Annotated in this window: 13 protein-coding genes; 10 read left to right on the top strand and 3 right to left on the bottom strand. The window is 64.0% G+C overall.

Features of this window, described 5'->3' with window-relative positions:
• Nucleotides 1–254 precede the first annotated feature (254 nt).
• On the top strand, nucleotides 255–881 hold the full coding sequence (locus JQ604_RS01075; protein WP_212352157.1) for a transglutaminase-like cysteine peptidase: 627 nt from the start codon (nucleotides 255–257) through the stop codon (nucleotides 879–881).
• Between the two features lie 13 nt (nucleotides 882–894).
• Here the strand turns inward: JQ604_RS01075 and JQ604_RS01070 are convergent, their stop codons facing one another.
• Complete coding sequence (locus tag JQ604_RS01070) at nucleotides 895–2,271, bottom strand: hypothetical protein (protein ID WP_212352155.1); 1,377 nt, start codon at nucleotides 2,269–2,271, stop codon at nucleotides 895–897.
• A gap of 417 nt (nucleotides 2,272–2,688) precedes the next feature.
• Between JQ604_RS01070 and JQ604_RS01065 the strand changes: the two genes are divergently transcribed.
• The 7 genes from JQ604_RS01065 to JQ604_RS01035 all read left to right on the top strand — a co-directional run bounded on the left by JQ604_RS01065 (nucleotide 2,689) and on the right by JQ604_RS01035 (nucleotide 11,273).
• Nucleotides 2,689–3,897 carry a polysaccharide biosynthesis/export family protein gene (locus JQ604_RS01065; RefSeq protein ID WP_212352153.1) on the top strand — a complete coding sequence of 403 codons (1,209 nt, stop codon included), beginning with the start codon at nucleotides 2,689–2,691 and terminating at the stop codon, nucleotides 3,895–3,897.
• 86 nt (nucleotides 3,898–3,983) lie between these two features.
• Nucleotides 3,984–5,381 (top strand): O-antigen ligase family protein, encoded by a 1,398-nt coding sequence (locus tag JQ604_RS01060; protein ID WP_349631030.1) that lies wholly within the window; start codon nucleotides 3,984–3,986, stop codon nucleotides 5,379–5,381.
• Between the two features lie 151 nt (nucleotides 5,382–5,532).
• Nucleotides 5,533–6,096: a hypothetical protein gene (locus tag JQ604_RS01055; protein ID WP_212352151.1), complete on the top strand. Its 564-nt coding sequence runs from the start codon at nucleotides 5,533–5,535 to the stop codon at nucleotides 6,094–6,096.
• A 78-nt stretch (nucleotides 6,097–6,174) separates the two neighbouring features.
• A complete protein-coding gene (locus JQ604_RS01050; RefSeq protein WP_212352149.1) occupies nucleotides 6,175–8,442 on the top strand; it encodes a polysaccharide biosynthesis tyrosine autokinase in 2,268 nt (755 codons plus the stop codon).
• Entirely contained in the window at nucleotides 8,443–9,198 is a 756-nt protein-coding gene (locus tag JQ604_RS01045) for a hypothetical protein (RefSeq protein WP_212352147.1), read from the top strand.
• Nucleotides 9,195–10,328 carry a glycosyltransferase family 4 protein gene (locus tag JQ604_RS01040; RefSeq protein ID WP_249157937.1) on the top strand — a complete coding sequence of 378 codons (1,134 nt, stop codon included), beginning with the start codon at nucleotides 9,195–9,197 and terminating at the stop codon, nucleotides 10,326–10,328. The genes JQ604_RS01045 and JQ604_RS01040 overlap by 4 nt, the downstream gene beginning before the upstream one ends.
• Before the next feature lie 9 nt (nucleotides 10,329–10,337).
• Nucleotides 10,338–11,273, top strand: coding sequence for a glycosyltransferase (locus JQ604_RS01035; RefSeq protein WP_212352143.1), 936 nt, complete (start codon nucleotides 10,338–10,340; stop codon nucleotides 11,271–11,273).
• Between the two features lie 114 nt (nucleotides 11,274–11,387).
• On the opposite strand, the gene JQ604_RS01030 is transcribed toward JQ604_RS01035, so the two are convergent.
• Nucleotides 11,388–12,836 carry a hypothetical protein gene (locus JQ604_RS01030; protein ID WP_212352141.1) on the bottom strand — a complete coding sequence of 483 codons (1,449 nt, stop codon included), beginning with the start codon at nucleotides 12,834–12,836 and terminating at the stop codon, nucleotides 11,388–11,390.
• Nucleotides 12,833–13,984 (bottom strand): glycosyltransferase, encoded by a 1,152-nt coding sequence (locus tag JQ604_RS01025; protein ID WP_212352139.1) that lies wholly within the window; start codon nucleotides 13,982–13,984, stop codon nucleotides 12,833–12,835. The genes JQ604_RS01030 and JQ604_RS01025 overlap by 4 nt, the downstream gene beginning before the upstream one ends.
• Nucleotides 13,985–14,202: 218 nt before the next feature.
• Here JQ604_RS01025 and JQ604_RS01020 point away from each other — a divergent pair, with 218 nt between their 5' ends.
• Nucleotides 14,203–15,600, top strand: a complete 1,398-nt coding sequence (locus JQ604_RS01020) for a hypothetical protein (RefSeq protein ID WP_212352137.1) — start codon at nucleotides 14,203–14,205, stop codon at nucleotides 15,598–15,600.
• Nucleotides 15,597–16,724, top strand: coding sequence for a glycosyltransferase family protein (locus tag JQ604_RS41975; protein WP_212352128.1), 1,128 nt, complete (start codon nucleotides 15,597–15,599; stop codon nucleotides 16,722–16,724). Before JQ604_RS01020 ends, JQ604_RS41975 begins: the two co-directional genes overlap by 4 nt.
• Nucleotides 16,725–16,729 lie beyond the last annotated feature (5 nt).

Genomic DNA, 16,729 nt, shown 5'->3' with positions numbered 1-16,729 from the left:
AGCCGCCGACCTCGGAAAAGAGTTACCGACCTGTTCTGGCGAAGGAGCGGCGGCGTCGATGCAGGGCGCCGGGCAAAACCCGTCGGGTCGCGGTTTAGGCCCACGCTCCGCAGGTTTTCGTGGCCGCGCGCGCCCAGCATTAAATTTGTCCTAAAGGGGCGAACCGACTTTGAGCTAAATGCGCCCTCCACACCGAACGCGATTCTAATTTGTCGTCGCTACTCCTGTCCCCAACAAACGGGGAGTACGGGGTCATGCGTCAAGTCGTTCGGGCGTGCCTGGGGGCGGCACTCGCTATCGCAATCGGTGTTGGTCAAACCGCGCAGGCGGCAATGATCGGCATGCCGCTCAACCTGAAATACCAGATCGAACGCATCAAGTTCGATGGGCCGGTGCTGCCGCCGATGGCGCACATCAAGTTCTGCATGGCCTATCCGTCGGATTGCAAGACGAGCAAGACCAAGATCGTGTTCCGCGGCGGCGGGGTCAAGCTGACGCCGGAGCGCTATGCCGACCTGGTCGCCGTCAATGCGGAGGTCAATCGCTCGATCGTGCCGACGCGCAATGAGCGCGGTGTGGTCGGCGAGGAATGGATCGTCGCGCCGTCGCGTGGCGACTGCAACGACTACGCCGTCACCAAGCGGCACGAGTTGCTGGCACGGGGCTTTCCCTCACGCGCGCTGTTGCTGGCCGAGGTGAAGACAAGCTGGGGCGAGGGGCACCTCATCCTGGTGGTGAGGACCCGCAACGGCGATCTGGTGGTCGACAACCTCAACGCCAACGTCCGCCCCTGGAGCAAGACCAACTACAAATGGGTGCGGATGCAGTCGCCGGAAGATCCGCGCTTCTGGTCCAAGGTCGCGGGTCCGGCCGCCGCGTAAGCGTGACGGTCGGTCAGCGGACCGAGGAGTCGCGCTGCGCCAGCCCGACGGCGACGGCGATCATGACGACCGCCTGGATGGAGGCCTCCGCCCAACTCGCGTCGAACAGGCCTTCGATCGCCCCGACGAAGGCGATCGCCGCCGCCGCCGCGCAGAAGTAACGGTCGCGATTGCGGCGAAACGCGCCGGCAAGCAATTCGAACGCGATTGCAAACCAGAGGAACGCCAGAATGAGCGTTCCGACCCGTCCGTATTCGACCGCAAATTTGGCGAGCAGCGTGGGAGCCAGGACGCCGTCGCCGGCGCTCGGGTTGTAGATCCGTGCGAGCGATGAAAACGTGCCCGCGCCGGTCCCCAGCGGCGGCGCGTCCGAAAGCATTCTCTCGACCGACGCCGGCACGACGACATCGGCGGCGCGCGGCTGCTGCAGTGAAAATTCGTGCATCCATCGCGGCGAAAAGCTCGCTGCGGCAAGCAGGAGCGCGAGAACCGCCGCCATCGCGATCGGGAGCCGCCGGTTGAATTTGATCACCGGCAGCCAACAGGTCGCGGCCATCAGGCAGGCGCCGCCAAGCGCCAGAACAATGATGGGAGCATGTCGCCCGGTCACCAGCGCAATGGCTGATAGAGCCAGGGTGGCCGCTCCCAACGCCAGATCGATGGCCCCGTCGCGCCCGCGGGCCTCGCTGTCGCGCCCGCGCCAATGCAGGATCAGTGAGGCGCCGATGATCAGGGCGATCGGCCCCAGCGCATCCAGCATGGTGCTCGCGGCCAGGTTCGCCAGATTGAATTGCCTCGCGCCGAGGAGGCAGATGCACAGCAGACCGACGCCGAGCGCCATCAGCCGATAGATGATCCGGGCCTTGAGGCGATCGATCGAGATTGCCGCCAGCGCAAACAGGCCGGCCATCAGGAACAGGACGTTCAGCAGGCCTTGGAGGGTGGCGCTGGGATCGAGGCTGATCGAGTTGCCGAGATCGGCGCCCAGTGCGTCCGCAGCGCTCTTCCAGATCGGGTAGGTGAGGGCGAGCGGCGCCAGCGGCATGATCTGCAGCAGGAGGAGCAGGAGGGTCACGGTGCTGGCCAGCATGGCCGGGCGGCACCTGGCGACGGCTTGCCGCAGTGCGCCCGCGTCCGGCATCCAGATCATCACGGCGCAAACGGCGCCGGTCAGGGCGACAAGCGTCCAGTAGGCGATCTCGTTGAGCAGAAGCACCGGCGCCAACGGCACGAGCAACAGCGCGAAGCGGAGCATGCGGATCACAGCCGGTTTTGTCCGCTCGTCGCGGGCCGATTCGGATTTCGTCAGAGCATGATCCGGAAAAGTGTGAAGCGGTGTTCCGAAAAGATCATGCTCAAAACAAAGAGCTAAAGCGCGATGACGATTCAACCTCATCTCATCGCGCTTTAGTTCCTACGCCAGGTGGAAGGTCGAGGGCTAGCGCGGATCGGGGGCACCTGCCGGCGCGTCGTCCCGGAGTTCGGCGGTTAACGTTCTCTCGCATGTGAAGCATGCAGAACGCGCTCGGCGTTGACGTCGAGGCCGTCTTCAATGCCCTGCCGACCCCGGCTCCGGAGAGTCCTCTTAACGGTTCCGATCATTCATAACTTAATAATATGTTAAGTAGGCAGGGTGCTGAAATCAGTGGCAGAAGAAAGATAAATTCCATTATTAACAATAGGATAAGGCGGTGTTGCGCAATTGCAGCACTCGTGACTTAACCAATGTCGCCCCTATTTGAATACCTCATAATAGCTACCCACCCCTGACTTGTCGTGATACCGCTTGAGGCCAGTGGGGCTTTCAATGAATTTTCACACGCTGGCGCGCATATTTCTGATCGCGGTTGCGACATACCTGTCTGCGGGCTGCTCGATCATGCCCACAAACGGCCCCAACAGCACTGATGTGCGGTATTCGGGACAAGGCAGCGAGAACAGCCTGCCCTATGCCCTGGTCAGGATCACGCCTGAGATCGAGGCGGTCCTCGCCTCCTACGCGCCGCGTCTGTCCAATCAGAACACACAACCGTTCAAGCGCCCGCCGACCGAAATCCGCTTTGGCATTGGCGACGTCGTCAGTGTCACGATCTTCGAAGCCGCAGCCGGCGGCCTGTTCATTCCGCTGGAGGCCGGCGTCCGGCCCGGCAATTTCGTCACGATTCCCAACCAGAACGTCGACAGCAACGGCTTCATCACCGTTCCCTATGCCGGCCAGATTCGTGCCAAGGGGCGCACGCCGGCCGAGGTCCAGGTTGAGATCGTCAACGCGCTGAAGAACAGGGCGATCGAGCCGCAAGCGGTGGTCGCCCTGATCGACCAGCGCACCTCGCTGATCTCCGTGCTGGGTGAGGTGAACACGCCGTCGCGCTTCCCGGCGAATGCCGCGGGCGAGCATATCCTCGACGCGATCACGCGGGCCGGCGGACCCAAGGGCCAGGGCTTCGATACCTGGGTGATGCTCGAACGCGGTGGCCGCCGCACGACGATTCCGTTTGGCCAGCTGGTGTACGAGCCGCAAGACAACATCTTCGTGCAGCCGAACGACACGATCTACGTCTATCGCGAGCCGCAGAACTTCATCGCATTCGGCGCGTCGGGAGCCCAGGGCCAGTTCAATTTCGAGGCCTGGCGCATTTCGCTGGCGGAAGGTGTCGCCAAGGCGGGTGGTCTCAACGACCTCATGGCAGACCCGGCGTCGGTCTTCCTCTATCGCGGCGAGACGCGTGAAGTGGCCGAGCGCCTCGGCATCGACACCGCGCGCTTCCCCGGGCCGGTCGTTCCTGTCGTCTACAACGTCAACTTCCGCGATCCGAGCGGCTATTTCCTCGCGACCAAGTTCCAGATGCGCGCCAAGGACGTGATCTACGTGTCCAACGCGGCTGCGGTGGAAGCTGCCAAGATCATGCAGTTCATCCGCCTGGTCACGGCGACGGTCAACGATCCGGTGGTCGCAGCCTCGAACATCAAGGGGCTGTCGTCGGGGGCGACTGGAGCGTCGGCGACGACACCGTAATTCGGTGCGCGTGTGACCGGCGCGGGGCCCATTTCAGGCCGATCGATGTGAGCGAATCCTCGCAAGGATTGCCGGACCCAGCACGGGTGAGCGAGAATCGCGTTGCGACATGGCTTCTTGCAGCGATCGTCGCCGCCGCTCCGCTGATCTACGGGCTGACCGATCCGGCTCCTCTGAGCGTTTTCGTTGCCATGCTTGCGGTCGCCTTGCTGTGCTGCAAGCCGGCGCTTCGCGGCACGGGAGACTGGTTGCTCGCAGGCAGCCTCGTGGCGATTGGCGCGGGCTATGCCCTCGTCCTGTGGCAACAGCTCAGCCCCGATTTCTGGCCGGGGATTCAGCCCGACGTCGTCTGGAAGCAGATGGCGGATCTGCTCAAGGATGGGACCGCAAACGGGCCTCGCATCTCGGTCGCACGGAATCAGCCGCTGTTTGCGCTCGGAAATGTGCTGGCGTGCCTTGCTGCGGTGACCTGCGCATTCTTTGTCGCGCGCAACAAGCGCAATGCGGAGCTGTTGCTCAAGGTCGTCGCGTGGTCGGGCACAGCTTATGCGGTCTACGGCATCTGCGCCTTCGTGCTGTATCCGGAGTTCGTGCTGTTCCGCGAGAAGGTGCTTTATCGCAACGTGCTGACGGCGACCTTCATGAACCGCAACACGGCGGCGCTTTACTTCGGGACCTGCGCGGTTCTCTGGGCTCTGGTCCTTGCGCGCGAAGCGCGTCGACGCGATGTGGTGCGCAACGGCGCCTGGCAGTTCGGCAAATTGCGATGGGACTGGAAACTCGGGGCGCGCTGCGCCGGTTTCCTGATCTGCGTCCTTGCCATGATGCTGACGGGCTCGCGCGCCGGCGTCGCGATCTCCTTTGCCGGAATCATCGCAGCCGTGCTCGTGCTGCTGCGACGCGAGCTCAATTCAAGGCGTGCCAGGCGCTGGACGTTGGGTTCGATCGTGGTCGGCGCAGGATTGCTGCTGCTGCTGCTCGGTGGCCAGGTGACCGAGCGGTTGAGCGAGCACGGGCTGACGGGTGGCGGCCGGTGGGAAGCCTATCAATCGACGGTGAGAATGATTGCCGATCACCCGGTTGTTGGGACCGGGATTGGCACGTTCGTCTTCATCTTTCCCCGCTATCGCAGCGGCGACGTCGCGATCTGGGGGATCTGGGACAAGGCTCACAACACGCTGCTCGAACTGGCGGCCGAGGCAGGCCTGCCGCTGGCGATCGTCATCACACTGGCGTGGGTCATTGCCCTGGCCCTGATGTTACAGGGAATGTTACGACGTCGCCGCGGGACCATCTATCCGACCGCAGGCCTGATCTGCGGCGCAATGGCGCTGTTCCATTCGATGATCGATTTCTCGTTCCAGATTCCCGGTTTTGCGATCACGGCCATGGTTTTGGTGGGGGTCGGGCTGGGCCAGCGCGAGCCGGATGCCAGGCGGGGGGAGGCCGCTTCGAGCCCTCCGGCGTCAAGGTTAACTGCTTGATAAGGCCCAATTCCGGGAGACGGCCGAGGCATTTGCCTTGGCGCTGCGTCGATCGACATGGTATGGATATGTTAACATTTTGTAGGAGGCCATTATGCCCGCGTCCGGGTTCTCATTCTTGCGTCGTACGCTGTTTGCTCTGACTCTCACGGTGATTTCAGCCCCGGTTCTGGTCACTGGCGCCTCGGCTCAGCAGGCCCAGCAGAACATCGTGCAGCAGTTCCTGCAGAATCCAAAGCAGACCCTTGAGCAGTACCCGAGCGGCGGCCCCGCGATGACCTCGCTGGTCCGCGAGCTCGCGATCGCGGATCCGAAGACGCTGGAAGTCATCCTCGGGCTACTGCCGAACGCCAACAAGGATCAGAAGACGGCGATTGGCTCCGGTCTGGGGCAGGCCGCCAAGGTCGTCGTCAGGACCAATCAGGCTTTCGCCACCCAGATTGTTCAGGCCATCGCCGAGACCAAGGATCAGGACGTCTTCCTGGCCTATTCCGGGGTGAGCCCCGACCAGGGCACCGCGGCGGCCGGCGGCGGCGGCGCGGGTGCAGGCGGCGGTGGCGGAGTCGGCGGCCAGACCAACGGCCTGGCTGGTGCGGCGACGAGCACCGGCGGTGCACAGGGGATCGGCGGCGGCAGCGATCCGACCTCGGGCTTCACCTATTCGCCGAGCACGTCGGGTGCCAACAACACGATCACATCGACCGTCAGTCAGTAATTTTAACGGGTCTCACGTAATCCAAGGGGCGGCGGCATTTTTGAGCGAAAGCGCTAGGACACTCACGGCACTCTCCTGATGAACGTACTTCCCAATCTCGATCGTGCCGTGGTCGCCACCGTCCCCGCGACCACCGATCCGGCTGCGTCGTCGGCAGCCTTGCTGACGTATCTGGTCGGCTTCCTGCAGCGGCAATACCGGCTGATCCTTGCGATCATCGCCGGATGTCTCTGCCTCGGCCTCGTTTACATGATCGCGACGCCGTCGAGCTACACGGCGACCGCCAGCCTGATCATCGACACGCGCAAGAACCAGCTGTTCCAGCAGCAGTCCGTGCTCGGCGATATCCCGATCGACAGCGCGGCCGTCGAAAGCCAGGTTCAGATCCTGAAATCGGAAACCATCGCGCTCGCGGTGATCAGGGATCTTCACCTGACCGAGGATCCCGAGTTCGCCGGGGCCAAGGGCATCCTGACGTCGCTGGTGGAGTGGGGCGGCTGGCTGTTCGGCAGCGACACCCGCCGTAGCGAGTTCGACACGCTGAGGCGCACGGCCGAATCCTTTGCCAACCGCCTGACGGTGCGGCGCGTCGGCCTGACCTACATCATCGATATCAGCTTCCGCTCGCTCTCGCCCGACCGCGCCGCGCAGATCGCCAACGCGGTCGCTGACGCCTATGTCGTCGACCAGCTGGACGCAAAATACACCGCGACCAAGCGCGCCAGCGCCTGGCTGCAGGATCGCATCAAGGAGCTGCGCGATCAGGCCTCGAGCGCCGAGCGCGCCGTGGTCGCCTTCAAGGCCGCCAACAACATCGTCGAGTCCGGCGGCCGGCTCATGAACGAGCAGCAGCTCGCCGAGCTGAACAGCGAGCTCGTCGCGGCAAACTCGAAGGTCTCCGACGCCAAGGCGCGGCTTGATCGAATCCAGGCGGTGCTGCTGTCCGACACGCCTGATACCACCGTCGATGCGACGGTGACGGATACCCTGAACAACCAGGTCGTCACCAAGCTGCGCTCGCAATATCTGGAGCTTGCGACCCGCGAGGCCGATTGGTCTGCGCGTTACGGGCGCAACCATCTGGCCGCGGTCAATCTGCGCAATCAGATGCAGGGCATCCGCGTCGCGATCATGGACGAGCTCCGTCGCCTCGCCGAGACCTACAAGAGTGATCTGGAGATCGCCAAGCAGCGCCAGGCGAGCGTCGAGAAGCAGTTGTCGCAGACCGTCTCGGCATCGCAAGCGACCAACCAGGCCCAGGTCTCGCTGCGCGACCTGGAGAGCTCCTCGCAGAGCTATCGTGCGCTGTATGACAACTTCCTGCAGCGCTACATGGAATCGGTGCAGCAGCAATCGTTCCCGATCACCGAGGCCCGCATCATCACCCAGGCTTCCCGCCCGCTGAAGCCGAGCGCGCCGAAGCTGAGCTTCGTGTTGGCGATCGCGGGGGCCGCCGGCATGCTGCTCGGCCTTGCCGTCGCGCGGCTCCGCGACCTGTCCGACCATGTGTTCAGGACCACCGACGAGATCGAGTCGATCCTGAATGCGGATTGCGTGGCGATCCTGCCGCGGATCGAGCCGCAGCGAAACGCCTTGCAGATCGCAGCCGCGCCGCGCGGACCGCGGACCATCGAGCGGGACGGCAGCCTGTACTGGCACGTCGTCAACGAGCCGTTCTCGCGCTTCACCGAATCCGTCCGCTCGATCCGGATCGCCGCCGATCTCGCGATCCGCTCCAGTTCCGGCAAGATCATCGGCTTCACCTCGTCGCTGCCCAACGAGGGCAAGTCGACGGTTGCGACCGGCTTCGCCGAATTGCTCGCCCTGAGCGGCGCGCGCACCATCCTGATCGACGGCGACCTGCGCAATCCGTCATTGACGCGGGGACTTGCGCCCAACGCGGAAGACGGCCTGATGGAGGTGCTGTCCGGCCGCGATCTTTCGCAGCTGGTGTGGAAGGATCCCGCCAGCGGTCTCGAATTCCTGCCCGCCGTGATCGGCGCGCGAACCGCGCATACCAGCGAGATCCTCGGCTCGGCGGCGATGAAGTCATTGGTCGACGATCTGCGCAAGCGCTACGATTACGTGGTGGTCGACCTGTCGCCGCTGGCGCCCGTGGTGGACGTCCGGACCACGACGCAGCTGATCGATTCCTACGTGTTCGTGGTCGAATGGGGGCGGACCAAGATCGACGTCGTTCAGCACGCGCTCAATGTCGCCAGCAATCTGCGCGAACATATCCTCGGCGTCGTGCTCAACAAGGCCGACCTCAAGCAGATGTCCCGCTACGGCTATCACGGCTACTACAAGAACGAATATTATCGCCGCTACGGATATTCGGAGTAGATGAAACGGTCAGGTCTTCTCCGACTGGCGACTGTGGGCGCGGGTTGCGTCCTGCTGGGATGGACGATCCTCACCTTTCCGATCCTCTCGCGCACAGCTCCCGCCGAGCGTCTCGCCGGCCGCCTGATTTCGGGTGTGCCGGCCAAGGCTGACGTGATCGAGGGCCGGCTGGCGGAGATCGAGGCGACGGGCTCGTTTGATCCGGGTCGTGCCGCGACCAAGCGCGCAGAAGCGATCATGCGGCTGGTGCTCTATGAAGAGGCGGCTGCGTCCACCCGAACCGACCTTGCCGATGCAAGGCTGACGTCGCTCCGGCAAAGCTTGCGCGAGGCGCTGCATTTCATTCCGTCCGACCCGTACCTCTGGCTGGTGCTGTTCTCGATCGAGAACGCCGCGGTGGGGTACAAGTCCGATCATCTCGAATATCTGCGCATGTCGTATCGCCTCGGTCCGCACGAGGGCTGGATCTCGCTCAAGCGCAATCCCGTGACGCTGGCGATGCTGCCGGCGCTGGACGCCGAGCTCGCGGACGACGTGCTCGATGAATTCGCAGCACTGGTCGAGAACGACCTCCATCAGGAGGCGGCGGCGATCTTTGCCAACACCAACCCGGCGAACCGGGATCGGATCCTGGCGCGGCTTGCATCGGTGTCCGAGCCTAACCGGCGGCGGTTCTCGCAGGAGCTCGCGATTCGTTTGCCGTATGTCGCCGTGCCCGGCATCCCGCGCGAGGATCAGCGGCCGTGGAAGCGATGATTCCGGGCGCGAAGGGCACCTCGCTGCTCGTCGTCGCGCACCGCTTCTCGCTGGGCTTCGGCGGCGTGCCCGAGAGCATCCTGTTGCTCGCGCGCGAGCTGGACAAGCTTGGCATCCGCCTCGACGTCTTCAGCAGGGACGGCTTTGTGCCCGATGCGGGCGCATTGCAGGCGTTGCCCGCTGCGCCGGCGCCCGGCCGGCCGGAGATCGGCGCCCTTGATGTCGCGGCCTATGACTGCGTTCTGATCGCGGGCGCCTGGAATCGCACCGCCTGGCTGATCGGCGCGCAAGCCCGCCGGAAGGGCGTGCGGCTGGTCTATACGCCCAAGGGCAATCTTGCCCGTGCGGAGTTCAAGCGGTGGCGGGACCTGAAGAAATTTCCCTATCTCGTGACCGCGGAACTGTCGCTGCTGGCGATGAGCGACCAGATCGTGTTTTCCTCGGACCTGGAGCGACGCGCCTCGCTGCTGGCGCCGCTGTTCGATCGGAAGGCGATCGTGATCCCGGAGCCGTTTCTGGGGCCCCAACTTGGTCCCGCCGCGGCACCGCGGTCCGGCCCGATCCGGTTCGGCTTCATGGCCGAGATCGCTCCCCGCAAGGGGCTCGCAGACCTCGTGGCCGCGTTCACGGCCTGGCAGGCCAAAGGTAACCTCGAGGCCGAACTTCACATTGCCGGCGAGCCTCGGCCGGGGTCTGAGCGGTATCATGCGCGGGTTTTGCGCATGGCTGCCATATCCCCCAGGCCCGAGAAGATCGTCTTCCTCGGGCCGCTACGCGGCCAGAAACGGGACGATTTCTACGAGCAAATCGACGTTTTTGCCTGTCCCACCAGGTTCGAATCCTTTGGCTTGACGCCGCTCGAGGCGCTTTGGCATGGGAAGCCTGTTATGGTTACCAAAAACTTGGGTATACTTGAATTTGTTACAGACGTGAGCTCTATGATAAGTCTTGGTGAAGGAACGTTAGACGAGATTGAGAACGCGTTGGGGACTGTGGCGGCAGCACGAAGCGGCTATCTGGCGGCGGCGGGGCGTTGGCGAATGTGCCCAAATCCACGCCTGTCGGGTGATCGGCTTGCGGTCGCATTTGCCCGGGTGATTGGAATGAAGGACGCGGCGAGGCGTGTGTAGGGAATGAAAATGGGGCCCTCTCTGCAAACCCAAGTGCCGATCGCGGCGATTGTGATCGTCAATTATTTCAAGGCGCCCCGTCTTCTGGACGGCCTGCGCAGCCTTGCGCGTCAGAGCGCGGCTGCGGCGGCTGCGACCGTGGTGGTCGAGAACTCGGTCGACGCTGGTGAGCGGCGGCTCCTCGCCGAGGCGGCCGGCAAGGTTCTGCTGGTCGAGCCCGCGTCCAACCTTGGCTACACCAAGGGCTGCAATCTCGGCGTTCGTTCGCTTCCCCGCACGCGATACGTCGTGCTGTGCAATCCCGACATCATCTGGGACCAGGCGGACACGCTCGAGAAGCTGATTGCCATTGCCGACGCCGATCCCTCGATCGGCGTGCTGGCGCCCTTGCAGTTCAGTGACGACGGAACGCCGGTGGAAACCGCGCGCAGCTTCCCGACCTTGCTCGAACAGGTCGACCGGCGCCTCCGGCAGGGGCCGGCGAAGGAGCCTCACATCGCCGAAACGCTCGTTCGAAGCGCGCAGGGATCCGTCGATATCGACTGGGTCCAATCGTCTTGCGTCCTCATTCGACGAACGCTGTGGGATCAGATCGAGGGGCTGGACGAGCGCTACTTCCTGTTCATGTCCGATGTCGAGCTGGGACGCGCCACGTGGGCTGCGGGCCTGCGGGTTTGTCTCACCTCCGCGGCGCGTGTGCGGGCGGATGGCAAGCGCGCGAGCGCCGGCGGCTTCGCGGCATTGCTGACCAGCCCAGCGCAGCGAAACCATCTGGTGGACGCGATCAAGTACTACCTCAGCAACGGCGTACGCCGGCTGCTGCGTCCGCGACGTGGCGCCAAATCGTTGGCGGGCAGCTCCGCGACGCGGGCCGGCACGGTGCGCGGGATCGGTGAGGCGTTTCCCAGCGAAGTCACCAAGGCGCGCGATCCGGCTGTGCTGTAGCTCTTTGTTTGAGCATGATCTCCGCGCAAACGCGTTCCGCGTTTGTTGCGAGGGAAACCGCTTCACACTTTTCCGGATCATGCTCTCAAAGCGCAATCACAGTGCGCTCGGATTTCATCGCGCCTTCGGCGCCTTGAACGGAAGGTCGTGACGGGCCGGCGATGTGAAGGAGCCGGTCATGGTCTCGATGATCCAGAGAACCGGAAGCAGGACCGCGAGGTTGCGCAGCGGCACCAGATATTCATCGAGCGTCAGTTCGGGCTTCAGCGTCATGTGGATGATGGCGAAGATGCCGAACATTACCGTGATCGGCGCGCTCACCTTCTGAATGGCCCAGATCGAGCCGCGCAACACCAGCACGATCGCTGCGGCGTAAAGCACCGCGCCGGCAATGCCGAAGTCGGTCATCCCGTCGGTCAGAATTGTGTTGGCCTGGTCGATGACGGGAAGGCCGAGCTTGGGATGGACAAGGCTCTCCATCATTTGATAGGCGAGGATTTGATCCTTCCCCGGATCGAGGATCGAGGGAATCCCCAGGCGCACATAATAGAGCAGCGCCTCGCCGTAGAGCGGCGCGGATTTGCCGACGGCTTCCATCAGGTCCGCGAGGTATCCGAGGACAAAGGTGCGTTCGCGAACGTTGTCGTAGAACAGCGTCGTGAAGCGTTCCTGCAGCGAGGGCGAGAACATGAACTCCGCGCCAAGTCCAAGCTGATCGAGCAATGGCGCGTTATTCCCAAGCTCCCATCCCGCCAGGCGTAACGCAAAGAAGAACGAGCTCATCACATAGGCAAACGCGCCGCCTGCGAGAACGCCGATCACCTTCTGCGACAGCGTCAGCCGCCGCAAGCCGCCGCCGAACGCAAATCCGAGGGTGGCAACGAGCAGGATCAGGATGATGGCGCGGCGGCCGGCCGGAACCACCGCAAGCGCCAGCAGCACGACGACGATGGCGTAGAACGGGCGGGTCACCGGCCGGCGGCCGCGTGCGACCATGTAGCCGGCGATGCCTGCGAGAGGGCCTTCAATCAGATTGGCCGCCGCACCCAACACCGAGATGCGGCCCGCTGCGTCGGTTTGAATGCCCATGTATCCGAGGTCGCCGACCAGATAGGCCGCAGCAATCAGCGCCAGCCCCGCCAAGGTCAGCGCGAGCGAAAACCACCCCTCGGTCGTCGTTTCACCGATCGTGCGCACCGCGGAGCTTTCGAAGCGGCCGGCGATGAGCAGCAGGCCGCAGATTACATTCGCCAGGGCGAGCGCCGCCGAGATCAGCTCGATCGGACGGTCCTTGGCCATGATCGCGAAGTCTTCGGCCGAACTCGCATTCAGGTACGTCGAAACCGATCCGCCGTCATAGGCGAACAACAGGCTCGCCGCGAGAATCCAGGAAATGCGCACGGCATCGCGATTGTCGACGGCCGCGTAGAGCACGGCCAACCCGATCAGAAAGCCGAGGCACGCCACCGCGACGAAGACGGGAAGTGTTGGCCAGAAGGTCAGCACGAGGCCGCTGAGCAGCAGCGTCACGCCAAGCCTTGGAATGATCTCCAGCAGCTTCATGCCGCGCGATCCTCGGCCCGCATCGCACCGAGCCCCGCGACATAGCCGGAATATTGTTTTGCGATCGCGTCCTCGGAAAACAGCCGCGCATGGGCGCGCGCGGCGTCCGACTGCGCCATCAACCACGACCAGCGCCCAGCGATGGTCTGCGCCGCCGTCTCGGGCTGCGTGGGATCGATCAGCAGCGACGCCGGGCCGGCCACGCTGCGCATCGGCTCGCGATCGGACGTGATGACCGGGCAGCCGCACGCCTGGGCCTCGATGATCGGCCAGCCGAACCCCTCATCGAGGGACGGGAACAGCATGGCCTGGGCGCGCACGTAGAGCGCCTCGATCAGCTCCGGCGACGGCTCGTTGATCATGACAAGATTCTCTCGCCAGTCCTGCGCTTCGGCAATCACTGTCTCAGGCAAGGGTGGACCCGCGCAGATCATCAAGGCATCTGGAACCGCCTCGGCCCATTCGCGGTTCCGGCGAAGCAGGCCGAACAGGCGGACGACGCCACTACGATTCTTGTACCAGAGATTGCTGCCGATATGGAACAGAAAGGCGCGATCCGTGGGCAGGCCGGCCTGTTTCAACACATCGGCCGCCTGATCCTTCGTCATGGTGCCAAAGCCGATCACGGGATTGGCGATGACGGCCTCGGACCCGGCCGGCTGCCCGATCAGGCGGTGGAAATCCCCGCGGGTTGCTTCCGAGACATGGATCACGTGCTTGATCCGCTTCAACGCGAAGCGAACGAGCCGCTGCAAAAGTCGTCCGGTCAGGGGCAGCGACTGCCCTGCGATCTCGCCGGTCAGCACCTTGATGGGGATCAGATCGTGGCAGGTCAGACTGACGCGGCGACCGCCTAGCGCCAGCGCGTAGGGCGCGTTGGTGTGATCGCAGATGTGGATCAGATCGTAGTGCGGCGCGATCTTTCGCAAAGCGGACGTGAACAGGATGAACTTGTCGACGAGACCGAGCCATTTGCGAGCCGTAGCGCCCGCTGCGCGCCGCCGCAGTCGTACCGGCGGCGCCACGACGTCGACGTCGTAACCGCGCGACTGCAATGCTGCGGCCAGCCAGTCGGCATAGCGCAACATCGAATGCTGACGATCGGGCTCGTAATTGCCCACCAGCAGAATACGCGGCAAACGGCTCATGGAGTGATCTTGAGGGCTTACGGCAACGCGCCGTGCGGGTCATTTCTAGCCGAAATCGCAGGCACGGGGAGGCCACAAAACAGCTAGCGGTTAAGCCCACAAAAATTAACGTAAAGGATCGCCGACCCGCGACCTTCGCTCGAATCTTGGCTAAAAAGCGGGCTTATGAGGTCCCAAATGAACGTTCGAGGCGTCCCGTCCCGTTGGGCCGCAGATCCATGTCCGGCTTGACGCGTCGACTGACGGTCGGGCTCGTCGGGCAGGGGCTTTGGCGCGTCGCGGTGGCACTCAATGCGGTGCTGCTGGTGCCGGTCTTGATCGCCAAATGGGGGGTCGAGCTCTACGGCCAATGGATGACGATGGCCGCGCTCGTCTCCTACCTCGCCTACGCCAATCTTGGCCTGGTGGCGACCGCCAGCAACGATCTGATCATGGCCGGCGGTGCGCAGGATCTGGCGCGCGCGCAGCGCAGCTTTCAGATGTCGTACAATCTCGCGCTGTTACCGTTTCCCGCGATCCTGGCCGCGCTGGTGGGCATCGCGGCACTGTTGCCGTTCGGTGGCTGGCTCAATCTGACGGATATTCCGCATTCCAGCCTGTTGCTGATCCTTGGCTTGGGCGCCTTGCAGCTCACGTTCGAAACCTTGCGCGGCTTCACGGCGGCTGTCCTGTATTGCACCGGCAGTTATGGCATCGCCTACAACATCGCGGCGGGGGCCAAGCTGATCGAGCTCGCATCCGCCATCCTTGCCGTCGGTGTCCTCGGCGCAGGTCCCGTGCAACTGGCGGCGCTGGGCGCGGCCGTCGCATTTCTCGATCTCTCTGTCGTCACCTGGCAGGCGCGCAAGGCAGCGCCATGGGCGCGACTTGACCTGCGGGCCTGGGATTGGCGTTGGCTGCGCGATCAGATGAAGCCGGCGCTGGGCTTCAGCTGCTATAATTTTGCAACCCAGGGCGTGTTGCTGCAGGGACCTCGCCTGGTGCTCGGCGCGTTCCTCGGCGGCTCCGCGGTTGCGATCTATGCCGTCTACGCAACCGCGATGCGGCTGGTCGATCAACTGTTCCTCAGCCTGATGGCGCCGGTCGGGGTGGAGATCAGCCATGCGGCGGGGCGCGGCGATTCCGGCCAGGTGCTGCGCCTGTTGGCCGTCGTGACCCAGCTCTCGCTGCTGGCTCTGCTCTGTGTCACCTTGCTATTGCTCGGGCTCGGGCCGATCATCTTCGATATCTGGACGCATCAGCGGATCGAATTTCTCCACGGATTGATGGCCCTTTATCTCCTGATGTCTGCTGCCAGTCTGCCCGGCCGGATCGCCGCTCAGGTCCTGATCAGCGTCAACGCGATGCGCTCGATCGCGGTGGCGACGCTCGCGATCGCGCTGGCGGCCATCACGCTCGCCGCGGGGCTCGTGCAATCGTTCGGTCTGCCGGGCGTGCTGATCGGCGGCATCATCGGGGACGCCGCGATCTCGATCCTGGTCATCGTCGCGCTCAATCGCTGGCTGGGCCTGTCATTCAATCGATTGGCGCGTGAGATCGGCAATATCAGAGCCTCCGCCACGCAAGTGCTGGCCCATGCGCGCGTCCTGCTTGGTCGCCAGGAGGGCCGAACGTGAAACGGCCCTCCATCCTCCATATCGGCGACGATGATCCGGGCACGACCGCACGCGATCGTGCCGATGCGCTGGCGCAATTGGGCGCCGAGGTCACCCGCCTGCCGCCGGCGCGGCTTCGGGGGTGGGCAGGGCGGATCGATTGGCAGTTGCGCGCGCGTCTACAGATCGGCCCCGCGATCGCGCGCACCAATGCGGCGATCCGGTCAGCTTGCGCCGAGCGTTCTTACGATGTGCTCTGGATCGACAAGGGCTGGATGGTTCAGCCCGCAACGCTCCGCGCAGTGAGGGATCGGGCGAAGGCCGTCGTGCTCTTCAACAACGACAATCCCTGGGGCGAGCACGAGCGAGGGCTCTGGCGACTGCACCGGGGCATCATTCCCCTGGTCGACGAGGTGATGACGCCCAAATATGGCGTCGTGCGGCCGTACGAACTGGCCGGTGCGCGCCGGGTCTCGATTGTCGATTTCGGTTTCGCGCCGGCGCGGCACTTCCCGTCGCCGCAACCGGTGGAACCGCAATATGATCTCAGCTTCATCGGAACGGCGCTGAAAGATGGTGGCGGCATCAGGCCGCATCGGACCGAACTCGTGCTGGAGCTGGCCCGGCGTCTGCCCGGCCGCATCAGCCTGTTCGGCCACGGCTGGAAACGCGCAGTGCGCGGCCATGAAGGTCTCTTTCAGGTGATCGAGGACGGTGCGTGGGATGATCTCTATCGCACCACGATCTGGGCTTCGAAGGTGAGCCTCTCCTTCATCACCAAGGACAATTGGGAAGAGCTGTCACATCGCGCCTTCGAGATCACGGCTTGCGGTGGTTGCCTGCTGGCCGAACGCGCCTCGCGACTGGAGCAGAGCTTTCGCGAAGATGTCGAGGCGGTCTATTTCTCTGATATCGCCGAGCTCGCGGCAAAGGCAGCCGCATTGTTGGCGGATCAGGCGGGGCGGCAGCGCATTGCCGCGGCCGGGCTCTCGCGCGCGCAAAGCTCGGGTTACGACAACGCCGCGCGGCTCAAGGAAGCGATCGCGCGCAGTCCGGTTCTGCGTCCCCAGTTTCCTCACCTAAGCGAAGTGGAGCCGGCCAGTCCTGCCTCCTTCACACCAACGCACGCAAATGAGCTCTCATGACGGAA

The organism is Bradyrhizobium jicamae (assembly GCF_018130695.1).
Taxonomy (GTDB): Bacteria; Pseudomonadota; Alphaproteobacteria; order Rhizobiales; family Xanthobacteraceae; genus Bradyrhizobium; species Bradyrhizobium jicamae_B.
The sequence above is the reverse complement of the archived record's forward strand: the minus strand, read 5'-3'. Positions and strand labels throughout refer to the sequence as shown.

Coding starts and splice junctions, on each gene's coding strand:
- JQ604_RS01075 (WP_212352157.1), top strand. CDS start 255: ATGCGTCAAGTCGTTCGGGCGTGCCTGGGGGCGGCACTCGCTATCGCA.
- JQ604_RS01065 (WP_212352153.1), top strand. CDS start 2,689: ATGAATTTTCACACGCTGGCGCGCATATTTCTGATCGCGGTTGCGACA.
- JQ604_RS01050 (WP_212352149.1), top strand. CDS start 6,175: ATGAACGTACTTCCCAATCTCGATCGTGCCGTGGTCGCCACCGTCCCC.
- JQ604_RS01045 (WP_212352147.1), top strand. CDS start 8,443: ATGAAACGGTCAGGTCTTCTCCGACTGGCGACTGTGGGCGCGGGTTGC.
- JQ604_RS01040 (WP_249157937.1), top strand. CDS start 9,195: ATGATTCCGGGCGCGAAGGGCACCTCGCTGCTCGTCGTCGCGCACCGC.
- JQ604_RS01035 (WP_212352143.1), top strand. CDS start 10,338: ATGGGGCCCTCTCTGCAAACCCAAGTGCCGATCGCGGCGATTGTGATC.
- JQ604_RS01030 (WP_212352141.1), bottom strand. CDS start 12,836: ATGAAGCTGCTGGAGATCATTCCAAGGCTTGGCGTGACGCTGCTGCTC.
- JQ604_RS01025 (WP_212352139.1), bottom strand. CDS start 13,984: ATGAGCCGTTTGCCGCGTATTCTGCTGGTGGGCAATTACGAGCCCGAT.
- JQ604_RS01020 (WP_212352137.1), top strand. CDS start 14,203: ATGTCCGGCTTGACGCGTCGACTGACGGTCGGGCTCGTCGGGCAGGGG.